The sequence below is a fragment of the Moheibacter stercoris genome (genome assembly GCF_040545805.1).
Taxonomy (GTDB): Bacteria; Bacteroidota; Bacteroidia; order Flavobacteriales; family Weeksellaceae; genus Moheibacter; species Moheibacter stercoris.
In genome coordinates, this window is the sequence record NZ_JBEPMO010000005.1 from 170,618 (window position 1) to 186,278 (window position 15,661).

Annotated in this window: 12 protein-coding genes; 2 read left to right on the forward strand and 10 right to left on the reverse strand. The window is 32.7% G+C overall.

The features are described from left to right. Positions 1-203: 203 nt before the first annotated feature. Both ABID46_RS06385 and ABID46_RS06390 read left to right on the forward strand, forming a co-directional pair. The gene (locus tag ABID46_RS06385; RefSeq protein WP_354508252.1) at positions 204-2,054 is read left to right on the forward strand and encodes a TonB-dependent receptor; all 1,851 of its coding nucleotides are present in this window, start codon (positions 204-206) and stop codon (positions 2,052-2,054) included. Next, positions 2,047-2,256, forward strand: a complete 210-nt coding sequence (locus ABID46_RS06390; RefSeq protein ID WP_354508228.1) for a hypothetical protein — start codon at positions 2,047-2,049, stop codon at positions 2,254-2,256. Before ABID46_RS06385 ends, ABID46_RS06390 begins: the two co-directional genes overlap by 8 nt. Before the next feature lie 79 nt (positions 2,257-2,335). Here ABID46_RS06390 and ABID46_RS06395 read toward each other — a convergent pair whose 3' ends face one another. The 10 genes from ABID46_RS06395 to ABID46_RS06440 form a co-directional block, all read right to left on the reverse strand. Beyond that, positions 2,336-2,464, reverse strand: coding sequence for a hypothetical protein (locus ABID46_RS06395; RefSeq protein ID WP_354508230.1), 129 nt, complete (start codon positions 2,462-2,464; stop codon positions 2,336-2,338). Positions 2,465-2,480: 16 nt separating this feature from the next. Then, a complete protein-coding gene (locus tag ABID46_RS06400) occupies positions 2,481-3,230 on the reverse strand; it encodes a YqjF family protein (protein ID WP_354508232.1) in 750 nt (249 codons plus the stop codon). Between the two features lie 740 nt (positions 3,231-3,970). Continuing rightward, entirely contained in the window at positions 3,971-5,137 is a 1,167-nt protein-coding gene (locus tag ABID46_RS06405; protein ID WP_354508234.1) for a Wadjet anti-phage system protein JetD domain-containing protein, read from the reverse strand. Beyond that, the gene (locus tag ABID46_RS06410; RefSeq protein ID WP_354508236.1) at positions 5,134-8,532 is read right to left on the reverse strand and encodes an ATP-binding protein; all 3,399 of its coding nucleotides are present in this window, start codon (positions 8,530-8,532) and stop codon (positions 5,134-5,136) included. The genes ABID46_RS06405 and ABID46_RS06410 overlap by 4 nt, the downstream gene beginning before the upstream one ends. Further along, entirely contained in the window at positions 8,516-9,094 is a 579-nt protein-coding gene (locus ABID46_RS06415) for a DUF4194 domain-containing protein (protein ID WP_354508238.1), read from the reverse strand. The genes ABID46_RS06410 and ABID46_RS06415 overlap by 17 nt, the downstream gene beginning before the upstream one ends. Next, on the reverse strand, positions 9,091-10,548 hold the full coding sequence (locus ABID46_RS06420) for a DUF3375 domain-containing protein (protein ID WP_354508240.1): 1,458 nt from the start codon (positions 10,546-10,548) through the stop codon (positions 9,091-9,093). The genes ABID46_RS06415 and ABID46_RS06420 overlap by 4 nt, the downstream gene beginning before the upstream one ends. A 250-nt stretch (positions 10,549-10,798) precedes the next feature. Next, positions 10,799-11,350, reverse strand: coding sequence for a hypothetical protein (locus ABID46_RS06425; protein WP_354508242.1), 552 nt, complete (start codon positions 11,348-11,350; stop codon positions 10,799-10,801). Positions 11,351-11,514: 164 nt separating this feature from the next. Next, positions 11,515-12,612 carry an MFS transporter gene (locus ABID46_RS06430; protein ID WP_354508244.1) on the reverse strand — a complete coding sequence of 366 codons (1,098 nt, stop codon included), beginning with the start codon at positions 12,610-12,612 and terminating at the stop codon, positions 11,515-11,517. A gap of 387 nt (positions 12,613-12,999) precedes the next feature. Then, entirely contained in the window at positions 13,000-14,517 is a 1,518-nt protein-coding gene (locus ABID46_RS06435) for an ArnT family glycosyltransferase (protein ID WP_354508246.1), read from the reverse strand. Between the two features lie 251 nt (positions 14,518-14,768). After that, complete coding sequence (locus ABID46_RS06440) at positions 14,769-15,440, reverse strand: hypothetical protein (RefSeq protein ID WP_354508248.1); 672 nt, start codon at positions 15,438-15,440, stop codon at positions 14,769-14,771. Positions 15,441-15,661 lie beyond the last annotated feature (221 nt).

The following is a 15,661-nucleotide window of genomic DNA, read 5'->3' on the forward strand; positions in this document are numbered from 1 at the left end:
CAATTCAGATTATAAAATAATTAATATTTAGTCGATTGTAAACAATTCATCCACGAAAAATGTCAATTCATCTACATTTATTTTTGGAATGATTAGAAAACCTAGAATTTCGAACTAAAATTCGATCCATGAAAAATATTTTATCCTTTCTGTTTCTCCTAATTTCCTCTTAGATATGGTCACAGAATTTAATTTCTGGCAAAATATCGAGCTCTTCTGGAAGTCCTGCCAAAAATGTGAATGTTACCTTGGTTGGAACATACGATGGCACAACAACTGATGCGGAAGGGAATTTTTCTTTTGAAACGGAAGAATTGGGTGAAAGGGAATTGGAACTAGAAGGTGAAGGATTTGCCAGTCAAATTCTAGTAATAGAAATTCCTTTGAAAGCATCTATTGAAATTGAATTGGAAGAAGTAACCCAATTGGAAACAGCTGTTTTTACCGCTGGAACAATGCGTGCTGTGGGAAATACCAACGAAACGATGATGAGTTCTTTGGATGTGGTAACGACGGCAGGATCTGACGGAGATATCATCGCCGCGATGCAAACTTTGCCTGGAACGAACAATGTTTCGGAAGATGGTCGTTTGTTCATCAGAGGTGGAGAAGGAGAGGAGACGTCGATTTTTATTGACCGATTACGTGTTTTTCAACCTTATTCGCAAACGGCGCCCAATACACCTGCGCGTGGTAGATATTCGCCTTTTTTGTTCAAAGGAATCAATTTTAGTACAGGCGGATACGAAGCTGCGTATGGTCAAGCTTTGTCGGGGATTTTGAGTTTGGAAACCCAAGATTTTCCGACAGAAAATAGCGTGGATTTGGGAATCATGACTTTGGGACTAAGTGCGGCTTTAAACAAATCTTGGGAGAAAGATGCGCTAACAACGAGTTTGGCTTATTATAATTTGTGGCCAGCGATGCAGATGTTGAAAACACGCGATGAATTTACCCATGCGCCCGAAGGATATAGTGGAGAAGCGGTTTATCGTCATCAATTCAAAAATGGTTTGTATAAATCCTATATGGCAGCGGAATATTCGAAATTGGGTGTTTTGTACGAAGACATCAATTATGAGAATTTGGTTGATTTCAAATTGAAGAATACCAATTTGTATTGGAACAATTCCTATGTACATACTTTTCATCGGAATCTAGAAGGTTTTATTGGATTTTCTGTGGCGAAATCTGATACGGAAGTGGAACAGATGCAAAATGACTATCTGAAAGAGGATTGGGGATTCAACGCAAAAATGGAATTGGATTGGAAATTGAATGCGAGAAATTTGGTCAAATTGGGTTCGGAATATATGGGCAGAGGAATTGAAAACGAAGAAGTTGAAACGAATTTGGTTTCAGATTTAGATGAAAATCTTTGGGCGGTTTATGCGGAACATACTTGGTATTTTGCTAGAAAATGGGGATTGAAAATGGGGATACGTTCAGAATATTCCGATTATGTCAAGCAATGGAATGTTTCGCCAAGAGTTTCATTGGCCTATAAAATCAATCGATACCATAATATTTCGGCATTTTATGGAGAATTCTTTCAATCTCCGATCGATGAAATGGGTTATGATCAACCCAATGGTTTTATGAAATCACGCCAATATTTATTGAATTATTTCTATCAAAAAGAGAAGCAAACTGTACGAATGGAGGTTTATCAGAAAGACTATTCAGATTTAATCCGAAATACAACGGAAGGAAAGATTTTCCAAAATGGAATCGGCTATGCGCGCGGTTTGGATTTCTTTTGGCGAAACAATGGATCGCATTTCAAAAATGTACAATATTGGGTTTCTTATTCGTACATCGATACGAAACGTTTGTACCAAGACTTTCCTGAAGAAACGCAGCCGAGTTTTGTAGCCAATCATAATTTGTCCTTGGTGGGGAAATATTGGATTCAGAAGTGGCGCTCACAATTGGGTATGACCTATCAGTTTGCTTCGGGACGACCTTATCATAATCCAAATTCCAATGAATTTATGAGTGGGAAAACAAAGGAATTTTCAGAACGTTCATCTCAGTTGGGCGTATTTGATTGATCAGCAGAAGATTTTGTATTTCTCGATTTCCAATCCAATGGGAATTCAAAATGTCAATGGTTATTCTTATGCTCATTCACCCGATCAAAATGGATTTTACCAAAGAATGGAACAAAAACCATCGATGGATCGATTTTTCTTCATTGGTTTTTTCTGGACAATTAGCGAAAACAAAAACCGAAATCAGTTGGATACTTTGTAAGAAAAAAATATTTAGGATATAGGTTGTAAAACTTTTTTGATTAAAACAATTTGGCCTAAATGGTAATAACTATGTTCTATCATGGCGTCAATGTTTCTGTTGTAGGAGCTATATTTTCCAATTCGTTTTTAAAATTTGTATTGGCAATCCAGGTTCCGATTACAATAACTTCGCGAAATCTTTTGGCAAGTTGGAGCTGGTTTTTCATAAGGTTTAATTAGGATTTAATAAATCAGTTTGCCATGTTTTACTTTTATTTCAGAACCTTCTGCTAAAATTACAGATTTTGGTTTTTCGAATGATAAAAAATTGAATTCTGGACCGTATATAGTGCCAAAATCAACATCAATTGAATAGTCCTTGACTTTATATACTTCCCATTTAGGATGCTCGACTTCGTATTCGGATGTTTTTTCATTTGTAATCTTCGTATAGCCCCAATAATGTTCTGTTATAAATTCCTCTTCGCTACCACTTTTCATTACACTTGAATTTTTATCGGCATAGACTCTAAACGAATTCCAACGATCTTTTTTCCATTCGTATTCTACAGTCAAAGTATCTTCGGAAGTTAACCATTGATGCCTCATTGGCATAGTTTCATACTTCTCTTTGTAAATCCTATTTGCAACTAATGTCAATGCTAGTTTAGGTACAATTTCTTTTATGAAAACAACTCCACGTTTCCATTCGCCTCCTTCTTTGTATCGAACATAGAATCTAAGATTTACTTCTTCGAAATTTTTATGAAACGGAATTTTAAATCCTTTAACCTTCGTTTCCTTGAACATAAATCCAACCAAACTAACGTAGCATACGCCATTCCATAAATCTATCTCTGTCTTTGGAGGTAAATAATGGACAAGTAATTTCTCGTCAACCGCATAATTAGCCATTGCTAACTTTCTCCATTCAGCTTGTAAAAAGGTTTTGCTCCTATTTTGTTTTGGATGGGTTAAAACGTTGTTTTCCATTGGATATGTTTCTAATAAATTTTACAATATAGTTAATTCACATAAATAGCCAAAACCATCCTCACATTTCATTTGTATTCATTCATTTTGTTTATTGTAAATTATGTCATATTGTATAGAGAAAATACCATTTTGACTATGATGTTCTTCTGTAAGGTATTCTATCAATTTGTAGGGTTGTCCAGTTTCAAGATATTTAATTTCAACACTAAAAGCCTGACCTGTTTTTTCAGAGTATGTGTATTTTACTAATCTGTTTTTATTGTCGTAATATTCAGTCAAATAACCATCAAGTAATTTTCTACTTATAGGCTTTTTTGTTTTTTTTCGTAAGAATTACTTGATTAAAAATAACTTGGTTGAAAATGCAGAAACTTCTTTTGAACAAATTCTAAATCAGTCCCCAATTGATACATTAACATATCGATTCTTTCTGTGTGTATTTCATCTCCAATATAGCAATTCGCTTTGAACACATAATTTTGAGAATAAATTACATTTGAGAATACAATAAATAATATGACAGATAATTTTGTTAGCATCAAATGATTCGTAATTAACATAAGGTTTTAAATATTTATTATAAGAACAAAGCTTTTAATTTTTTCGTTAAACCAAATGTCGCAAAACCCTTGTTTTATTTGGTGCCTTCTTCATCTGTCGCTAGGGTTGCGGGTAAATGGTAGCTCTTTTGCATTTTTGTTTGGCTTTGTGCAGTTGGAAAAAATGCAAATGTGCTATCAAAAGTGCTGGCTCATTTTCATTTTTAAAAAAAACTCATTCACATAATCAAATGGAATTTTTTCTTGCTCTAAACGCCAGTTGTTTGTTTTTAAGATGTCGTAAAGTTGTTGTTCTTCGTTTGTCAGGTTTAGTTTTGTTGAAATGTTTGTCGATGTACCTTTGTCCTCTTCAAAAAACTTGTCAAAGGTTTGTTTATCCATTAAAACGCTTTTTGTCTGTGGAAAGTAACCTCTGAATTGTGATAAGATTTCAAAACCTTGTACATCAATGTCTCCCCAATAAAGCAATTCAAGGTTGTCAAACCAATGTACATTTTTAAGATTGTAAACGCTGTATCCGCTCCCGAATATCGCAATCGTTTTATCCATTGTGGGAAGTGTCAATGTGGTATAAAGTGTTGTTTTGTTTTCTACAACTAAAACTTTTCGGACTGGTAAATTCAATTTTTCAAATTGGCTGACAGGAATGGCAATATCGTCAATACCTGAAAAGAAATTTTGGCTGATTTCCTTATCAAGAAATTTAAAGCGGATTTGAGGCTCGGCAAATTTCAGATTAAATCGCTTTTCAAACTCTTTTTCTTCGATGTTGATATGTTCTGAAATAAGTAAATCAATTAATTCTCTGATTACTGTTTTATTCCTTTCAACAAACTTGGTGTGAACTTTTATCGGTAATTCTCTTACATACAAATTGGGTTTGGGATTTTGTTTGAAGTATTCGCATACTTTCAAAATGCTTTTCCATTCTGTTTGATTCGCAATTACTTTCATTGGATTTTTGAATATCCATTCTTTTAATTCGGGAAAAGCATTGATAATTTTCTCAACGTTTATTTTGAATAACTCCACTTCTTTTTCTTTACCCAAAAACTTCAAAAAATCTTTTTCAGTATCAAAGAAAATAGAAGTTGGCAAGTCTTGTACGCCTAATGATTTTGTTTTTACTTTCTGAAATTCCAATGTGTAGCCAAATCCTTTTTTCTCTTTGGATTGGCTAACGATTTGTTGAATTTCTTTTTCAAACTCTTGCAATGATGATTTCGTATAAGACTTATCTCCACGAATAACCAATTTTTCAAATGGTTTATTTTCAACCAAAGATTGAAGAAAAGAAATGTATTTTCTTTCAGTTTTGTTCTTTATTTCTTGTGGCGTAATCATTGGCTCAAATAATTTGCTTTTTCTTCTTTGAATTGCTCAATCGGCATATCATACAACCAAGAATGTCTTTCTTCTTTTCGTTCTACAAAATGCACAAACGAAATATCATTCTCTACAATGTGAATATTATCGCTTGGTGTAACCACCAATAATTGTAAATGAAGCTGTTTACAAAGTGTAATCAAATAACGAGCTTTGTCTTCGTCCTGTGCTTTAAATGCTTCATCAATAGCTATAAATCTAAACGAATTGCTTTGTAATCCTTCTTTTGTCAAACCAAATTGATAGGCGATTGCAGAGGCTAAAATTGTATAAGTCAATTGAGCTTTTTCTCCGCCAGAAAGTTGTCCCATTGCTTCATAAGTTTTGAATTTCTGATTGGTTTCTTTATAAAATTCTTCGGCTTTATAACTAAACCACGAACGAACGTCCATTACTTTTTTACGCCAATCTTCTTTATCCAATTTAGTAATTAAAGGCTCAATGTGATTATAAAAATGGTTTTTTCGTCCGTCAATAGACCTATCTATTTCTACAATGTTAGGCATTGATTTGTCAAGTAGATTTTTGAACTCTTTTACTTCATCATTGATTTTATTGGGTGCAACCAATTGAATGTATGTTTTTGGATTGTTCTTGAAATCAATAGCTTTTAAAGATTCGTTTAAATGCTTGATATTATCTTTGATTGAATCTGACCAATTTTCAAAGAACATTCTGAAATCGCCAACTTTGTTGGTAATGGTTTCTTGCAAATAGTCGTTGAATTTCTTTTCAAATTTTGGAAGATTGTCATTTTCTAGTCTTTGTAAAAATGTTTGATACTCATTGATAAATTCCAAATTGGTTGAATCGGGCAAAGCATTCACATCAGAACGCCAATCATTGAATTTAGCTGTTATGTTTTCATTTGGTTGTTTGAAAGCGTTTATTTTAATTCGTACTTCGTTTTCGTTTCTTCTTTTTTCCTCTTCAAGTTTTTTTGTTTCTTTTGAATTTTCATCTTGATATCTTCTTCGACTTGTTTCAAAATTTGCATATTCAATATTCAACAAATCAGGGTTTTGGTTTTCAAATGTCGATATATCAACATTGTCAAAAGGCTCGACAATAGCTTTGTTGTCTTTTATAGTCTTTTCAACATTCTCAACTTGTTGCTTCTTTTTGAAAATATCTTGCCCTTTATTGAAAATATCAACCTCAGAAAGTTGTTTTAAGTCTTTCTGAACTTTTCCTAATTGCTCTTGTAGCTTTTTAACTCGGTCGTTTGTTTTTTCTAATGCTTCTTTCTGTTCCGTCTTTTCCTGTATTTCATTCGCATAGGATTGCCAATTTATATCATCATATTTATCAAACTTAGAAAACAAATCTTGACATTTATCTCTCAAAACACCTAAGTTTTTTATCTCGGTATTCTTTCTGGTAATCGCTTTTTTGTTTTCAGTTTGTTGATTTTGCAGATTATTTAACTCTTTCCTTAAACCAGCGATTTTCTCTTTATTATCCCAACCTAAAACATAGTTTTCTTTTTTTGAAATTTGTGGACGGTCGTCTTTTTCGTGTTTTCCTCTCTTGAATTTTATCAAGCCGTTTTGTGTAATTGCCATTTCGGAATGACGTTCAAATTCTGAAAGAGAATCTACGCAAGTAAAATTGAATTGAGCTTCTAAATAGTTTTCAATCCAATCATAATAAACCGTTTTTGGCTTTATGTCAATTTTATTGACCAAGGATTTTTCCCCTATGTCTTTACGTTGAAAATTTTTGAGGTAATCTTGTTCTTCGTATTTATCATAACGAATCCTGCCTTTCAAATTATTACTGTTCACATATTGGTTTACCTGCGAATAATACTTTGGCGGAACAATCAATCGCAATGCGAAATTGTGCAATAATTTTTCAATCGAAGATTCCCAATTCTGTTCATCATCTTTTACTTTAATCAATTCACCGATGAATGGAATTTCTTCTCTATTTGCTCCAATGTGTGTAATAATTTCATCTCTTATTTCTGCCTCACGACCAGCAATATTGTTTTTGTTTTCTTGAAGCGTTTTTATCGTTTTTACTAAATCTTCGGTTGATTTTTCCAATTCATCTGCTTTATTTTTTAACCAACGAAGATTTTCGCTTTCATCATCAATTTTTAGTTGTGTGTCTTGTTTTAATTGCTTCGCACTTTCTCTGTTTTCGTTAAAAGTATCTTCGCTTGGATTGGTATTTAATTCAATGCTTTGAGCGATTTTGTTGTAATCGTCAAGTTTCTTGCTTCTATTGTCTTTTAATGTTGTAAGGTTTTTAATTTCCTTTTCTAAATCCTTGATTTTGCTCCCGACTTCGTCTTTTTCAATTGCAATAGAGATTGCTCTTTCATCTTGCTTTAATTTTTCCTCCTTGTCCCGCAATTCTGCTAACTCGTCTTCCAATCGTTGCAATTCTTCTTTGCATTTTTCCAATTCTTTTTCGCCTAATTCAACGCCTTTCTTGGCAAACCAAAAAACAGCGGTTTCTTTTGAATTTTCTAATCGGAATAAATCGGTTTTAATATTGGTTAGTGTTATCGCAATTTCGTTGATAGGCGTAAGTTTTTTGATTTGCTCTTTGGCTTTCTCAATATTGGTTTTAGCATCCATTAAGGTCAAAAAACTTTCTTTCAGTTGGATGAATTCCGCTTCGGCATCTTGTTCTTCCAACATATTGGTTCTGATGAACTCGTCCAAATCTTCCAACACTTTGACCCCGACAACCTGATTGAATAAACTCAATGCTTTTGCGGAACGCATTCCGAAAAGATTTGCCATTCTTTCGGCATAAGCTGTTGGACCTTCTATAAATTCAACTTTCTTTTTGGTAGCGTTTGCGTTGTACATTTTATCCAATCTTCTTTTCCATAAACCTTTGGAATCAAAATCAGCAAAATCCTTTTTTACTTCAAGTGGAACGTGTGCAATTCCAAATTGTCTTCTCAATTCGTTATTTGAAAACCATCGGACTTGAAACAAAGTAATTTGCTTTTGGTCGGTATTTTCAAAATGAGCTAAGATTACAGAATAGTCATTTGTTGTACGCAGTTTTTGAGTGGAAGAAGAAATTTTTCCTTCTTCTTGGATATTACCGTAATGTCCTAAAACGTAAGTTTCTTCTGTACGGTCGCCTTTTTTCTCAACACCCGATGATTGATTATAGAATCTATCTTTTTTCGCAGGAACAATCAAGGTCAGTAAAGCATCAATGTAAGTGCTTTTCCCAGAAGCATTTGCACCAGTCAATAACGAATTATTGCCTTGCGGGTTTATCCTAAAAACATTTTTATCAAAAGTTCCCCAGTTAAAAACTTCCATATATTGAAGTCTGAAACCTGCTTTGTCGGAACTTGTACTAAACAGACTCAACATATTCTTTCAGTTTATTTTGAAAATCCTGTAATATATCCAGTGTTATTTTTTCCTTAATAATGCGGTGGATTTGGTATTTCGTTTCGTTGTCTTTTTTGCTAATTTCTTTCAAATAACCCAACTTTTCAGCATTTCCTATGTACTCGCTTAATTTCTTTTGAAACTTCAATTTATTATATCCCTCTTGCAAAAAGAGTTCTAACTCATCTTTGATTTCTGAATCCGTAATGAATTTTTCAGTTGCCAATTGTGTTGGGTTGCTATCAAATTCTTCTAAACTTTGTCGTAACACCACAAGAACGATTGAAGTTTCAAAACCGATTTGTCGCCTTGTTACCAATCCAAGCGTATTACCTTCGTTGTCTTCCAATTGTTTTACAAAAGCAAATCCTTCATCTTTTTTCACAATGAGTTCCAAGCCAATTTGACCAATGTATTCCTGTATCTCGTGTTGATAATTGATTACATCTTCCCACACATTTGAGGTTCGCTCAACAGTCGATTTCAGCAATCGTACAATTGCTTTGCTGTATGGTGTAATATTTTGTTCTAAATGGCTCATTTGGTCAAAATTATTTCAGGGACTTTGATTTGTTTTCCGTTCTCCATATCAAACACGATATTTTGCGTTTTATCAAGACTGATAGTGTGTTTAAACTCCTTTACAATGCCGATATAACCAAACAATTCGGGCAATCCTTTTTCAAGTCCACCGTAATTTTCAATTACATCAAGAATTGTAGTTTGTGATTTTTCTTGCAAAATTTCTTTGATTCTTTTTCGCAACAAATTCTTATCAATGTTTGATTGTGAAAACAATTTCCCAAGATGTTCTGATGAAGTAATATCATCATCTGCAATGATTGGTTTATTCGTGTAAGTAACTGTTTCGCTTTGTTCGGTCGTCAGTTTTCGTTCAAAAGGAATATTGATTTCAATATTGGTTTCCAATTCAAATGAAATTTCGGGTTTCTTCTTTATTTTACTGATTTCTACAAGCTGTTTCTTGATTTCTTGGATAATCTTTTTCGTTGCTTCCGAATTTGAACTTTCATTTTCACGAATAATTCGGCTTAATTTTTCAGCCATTTTATCATTAGCTTTATACACTTTTCTGCCCGAATTATACAAATGATTTTTCATTCCTTTCAGAAATGAATCGTTTACAGGAATGGATTTTTCTTCTAAAGTCTGATACAATTCTTTGGTCAGACTTTCCCATTTATTTTGCAAATCAGGATTGAGAATAAACGACCAAAAAGCATAAAAACTTTTTCCTTGCTGACTGTCTTTCAGTTCATCAAGAGCATCGAACGTAAACGCCAAAATATCGCTCTTTGTCAAACTTCCGTCTGAATGTTTTTGATAAATGCCTTTTGTGATTTCTTTGAAATTGTCCTCAACCTCTTTAAAATCGGACAACAGTTCTTTTGCTGATTGATTAAGCTGGTTAAAACGCGGAACGATTTCAAACTCCTCAAACACTTTTACATCTTCTCCAACCTTTATTCGTTGAATTTGTTGTTCGATTTCCAATTTCTTTTCTTCCAATAATTGGATACGCTTTTCGGTATCCTCATTGGTAAATTCAACCAACTCTTTTAACTGATTGAAAATGTTATTGAATTTCGATTCCGTACCAACAAATTCCTCTTTTTTCAAGCTCGCCAACCAATCAATAACTTTGCTTGAATGTACAGAAAGTTCATAGAATACTTCACCTTGTTCGTCAGGATAATTGGTTAAGAAACCTCTGTTTGTCCAATGTAGAATATACTTTTTAGCCTTATCCTCGTAAGTGTCAAACGGATTTATTTCACTGTCTTCGTCATTTTCAACTTGCTTGTATTCCAAGAAATCCGATAATTGAACGTGTATATTTTCTGATGATATAACAGATTGCTGATTGAATGTATTTACTAAAAACTCAATAATCATTTCTCGATTTCTCAAACGCAACAATTCAACACTTGGCGAAGTGTTAAGCGTGTTTAGTATTTGAGAAATGTCTGCCATAATTATTAATAAAAAAAAGTGACATTTATTGTTACAATATATTTGATATTGTTTTTACAAAACAGTTTAATAGATATTTTTCACTTCTCATATGGGGATAGCGATAGATTTCCATGTTTATAAGGAAAGTTAATGAAAATCAATGAAACTACAGTTATCTTTTGAAAATTCCATAAAATAGGGATGGGATTAAACTTCTACAAGATTGAAATAGGAGTAATCCTGGGTATTTTTGTAAGTATATATTTTATTATTTGTCCTTAAATTTTAATGTATGCAAGGATTTTACGAATTGTTGCTGAATGAATTTATTCTTAATAATTCCGTAAAAATTAAAACTTATAGATGAATCATTTTTATCTGCATATTCAATATAAATTCCTGTTGTACCATTATAATTAGTATTAGGACTTATAATTTTAGCCTTTTTATTGTCAATTAGTTTAAATTCAACATTGTATTTAGAAAATGAATCTAATTTTATAGAATCGTATAGTTGTATTATGTGTTTTTCTATTAATTCTGGAGTTTTTTCTTTAGCCAGAAATGACAAAAAAATACTATCTCTTATTTCCGCATAAACGTCTAATTCATTTGAAAATCTTCCAAAATCAAACATCAAAGTATCATGATTTGATGTGACTAAACCTCCGATTTTACTATCGATTCCTTTTAATTTTAATTTCTTCCAATTATTTGGAACTTCTATTTGAAATTCTCCATAATCGATAATTTTCGTTTCTTTTTTTTGAGAACAAGATAATATCAAAATTAAAATGAAGGATTGAAGAATCTTATTCATACTTTTTAAACTAAGGATTTGGGACTAGCTGAAACGGTTGACAAAAGCCAATTCATTGAATAAATTTAAGAAAAAGTTTATGAATTCAATTTTAAGGTGCGCAGAATTGCTATAAGACCAATGGAATTCTGTTTTAAAAAGCATTCTTTAATTTTCTTTAAGAATTATTCAGGCTTTTGGAAAAGTTTTGTCGAAGGAAGTTTTTTGGACCAAACGATTATCCCCAATAATAAAATTCCAATCGTTGCCATTCCTATAAATCCTAAGTAAAGCTCAAGCGATGGCGTTTCGTATATTTTATCATCTAGTAACCCAAAACAAAATCTAAACAAACTTGTTGGCAAGAAGATTAAACTCATCATAATCGCCAAATATTTTGGATTTGAATATTGGGTTAAAATTGAATGAATAATTGGAGCAATGTGAATTTCGGCAATTCCAAAAAATAGGAGGGAACTAATAAACAGAACAATTTGCTGTTGGGCTGGAACCTCTGGAATTAGAAGAAGTAATCCAAAAGAAAATGCTCCAAAAATGAATCCAAGCATAATTTTGAAGAACTGATTGGAATAAAATTTATTCCATACCAAAAAGGCCATTATACAAATTGGAAAAATGAAAATACTGTTAGCTGTTTGCCAAAAATAATCTGGAAAAATGGAACTCGTTAGTTCTTTGAATTGTATTTGTAAGTCAGAAATTCGCGGATAAGAAAAATTTAACAGGGCCCAAAATAATCCAACTAATAAAAAAGCAAATCCGATATTGATAATTCTTCTATTGAATCTAATTGGATGAATTTCTGTTGGTTCAATTAATTTTTCTTTCGAAAGTAAAATAGGAATTAAGGAAAGCAACATCAATAGACCCGCAAGGATAAATCCAATTTGAAAGCCGAATCTATCTCCAACATATCCAATGAGTAGAATGCCAAAAAATGACCCAATGTTAGTGGTTAGATGAAAAATAGTGAATCCTGAATCTAATAATTTTTCCTTCTTCAAATAAAGCTTTCCAAAGTTTGACAATAGGTTGGGAGTATATAATCCACTTCCCAATACAAGGATGGATAGACCTAAATAAAGCCCAACTTTTGAGGGGAAACACAAGCATAAAATTCCTATCGCTTGTAAGCCACCACCCAAAATTATGGACTTTTTATTTCCAATTAGTAAGTCTCCTAAAACTGCGCCTAAGATTTGAGAAAACACTAATAATGCTGTAAACCAGCCATAAATGCTCATTGCTTCGCTTCTTTCCATTTTTAGTGTCTCCCACCATATAAAGAACTACTAGTGTTCTGAAGCCATAATAAGACGCTCTTTCTAACATTCTAGTTATAGCAAAATAGAAAGTTTCTTTGGTGTGATACTGATTTTGAATAATTTTCATTAAGTTTCTTGGTTCGTAAAAATTACCTACAACGTTTTGGGGCTTGGCGCAGTGGCGGAAACGTCAGTTCGACAAAGTCAAATTGAAGCGTCCCGACACTTCGGGATCAATTTAGCGACACGGTAAGCAAAAGCCAATTTCTATTTGCTAATTTATACAAAAAAGCCAATGAAATTGACTTTTTGTGATATAGAAAGCTGAAACTTTCAATAATCACTTAACCCGCCATTGCGCTAAACTCATGTTGTGGGCAGTTTTTATTCAAATATTCTGTCCGCAAATATTCTTTTCAGTGTATCAAAATCTTGTTTAGGTTTATGACAAATGAAGATAGTTTGCCGAACTTGCTCTTCTTCGTCTGCATAAGGATTGTAAATGCTTTTGATAGGCTTAACTTCTTCAAAATAAGGTTCAAAAAAATCAGAACCATTCTCATCGCTATATCGAATGGCGATTATTGTTTCAGGTATGTTCCCGTTTGGTAGCCAAAGGTAAAAACTTCCGTGCAAAGAAAAGGTTTCGGGTAAGCCGTAATTCTTTCCCAATAAAGTAATAGCTCCGGCTTGTCCATAGTGTTTACCCCAAATCAGGCAGTTTTTCTGTTCATTTTTAGGTAAACTGTTATAAACTGTTTTCAGTTCGGAAAGAGTTTCTTCCCATTTGGTTTTTGAATAGCGTTCTTCTTTTATGGCATATTGTCCACCTTTAACCTCTTTTTTCTCATATTGATATTCATTGTTTAGGTAGCTTTCTAATGAAGTTATTGGTAGAGAAAAAGGAAGAAGAAAGAGTCCCGAAACAATCAATAGTAAACTAACAGGATAAATAATCCACTTTCTCTTTTTTAGGATTATATTTTCCCAAAAGACACCTCCAAAAGGTAGGACAGTTAGTACAATTGGATAGAAATAATAACCTTTCCCTTTGCTGAATGCCAAAAATAAAACGGATAATACTATCGAAAGCGACAATATTCTATATGGCTTAAAATTTTTATGAAACAAAGCGATGACGGCAGGAATAGAAATTAATAATGTCAATGGATTTAACGACATTATCAAGCCTGACAAGACTTTAACTGTAGAGATTTTATCTAATTGTGTTTCATATAGTCTGGAAAACATTTTTAGTACAGGAAAGTCATTTGAATATTGCCATAAAATATTGGGGCTGACAATCATAATAAAGGCAATTATATTCCACCAAAATTTGTGTTTTATCAAGGCTTCTCTGGTTTGCCTGAAAAATAATAATGCAGACAATCCGAAAATGAAAAATACAGCATCATATTTTGTTAAGAAACCTAATGCAACGGTAATTGTAAGACACCACAAATACTTTTTGTCTAAGAATTTTGCATATTTTGTAAGGTAATAAAAACCCATTATCCAAAACAATTGACTGAAAACGACAGGTTGAAAAAGTTGCTGTGAACGTCCCATTACAGGAAGTAAGCATAACAAAACTAAAAATACGGCTTTCGATTTTCCTCCTAATGCCACTACTGTTTTTGAAACAAAAATAAAAATCAGAATAGTGGCGATATGTGGAAAAATATGATGAATAAAAACGGATTGCGATTGGAATAAGTTCTGAATAAACGCAATCCAACCAATCAATGGCGGAAATTCCATATAACCAAAAGCAAGATGATTTCCTGTTTCAATATGCAGTAACTCATCTCCCTGAAATCCTGAATTATAGTCAGCAACTAAATGAAGGACAAGTTTTATTATGCAGAAAAGGAATACAATCAGTTTGGTTTGTCTATCCATTCAAATAGTTATTGTTTTTTTTATTAGCAGATTTGGTGTCATAAAATTGCCCACAACGGGCCGCGGCTTGGCGAAGTGCGGGCTTGAATTGAGCGAAAGTTCAATTCAGAACCGAACGAAGCAAAAGCTGTGGCTTTTGGTAAATTTAATAAAAAAACAAAAGCAAAACAGCTTTTGCGGATAAATAAGCGAGATGTTCAATTTAGCACTTAACCCCGCATTTTGCCAAGCCGATGTTATCGGCAGTTTCTTTATTTTTTAAATTGATTCATATCCGTCAAGTTTTCTCCAGAATATGAAAACTTATATGTTCTGTTTTCAAAATCTTTTACAGTTAAATATTTGTCGGAAAGAATTAAGTTGTTTTCATCATTTAGGGTTACGAAAATATCTGCACCAGAATTTGACCACAATATTTCTCCGTTTGAATTTAGTTTTGATATTTCTAATTCACCGTGAATAATATAATTTTCTTTATGTTTCAATATTTCTATGCAAGAAATTTCATCAGCTTTTGTTTTCCATACAAGTTCTAAATTTGGAATTGAAAGACAAAAAATCGTGCAACCACAACAAATTAAAATCTCATCATCGTTTAAAACGAAAGAATTTTCATAAATTCCTGTTGCTCCTCCTTCTGAAATAATTATTGCAGATTTAATTTCAAGATGATTTTTAAAAATTTTAATTCCAATTTTTGTTGAAGACTGATATTCTGAATTATGCACATAAATATTTTGGTAACAATTTATATTATCCGAAGAATTTTCTTCAAATAAATTGTCAGGAAATAGTTCAATTACAAAGTCGTTTTGTTTTATGTGCATTTTTATGAAATTGCCGATAACGTTTCGGGGCTTGGCGTCAGTGGCGGAAATTGAAGCGCAAAGTTTCAATTTAGCGGCACGGTAAGCAAAAGCCAATTCATTGAATAAATTTAAGAAAAAAAGTCAATGTAATTGGCTTTTTGCGACATAGAAAGCTGAAAATTTCAATTATCACTTAACCCGCCATTGCGCCAAACCCATCCTATGTTTGTAAATGCTAAATTTAATACCTATAAGAACTATAAAAAAGAACCAAGCAGCAGACTAAGTTAGACAAACCCATTAAGCATAAAGCTTCGCTAACATGATTAACCCTG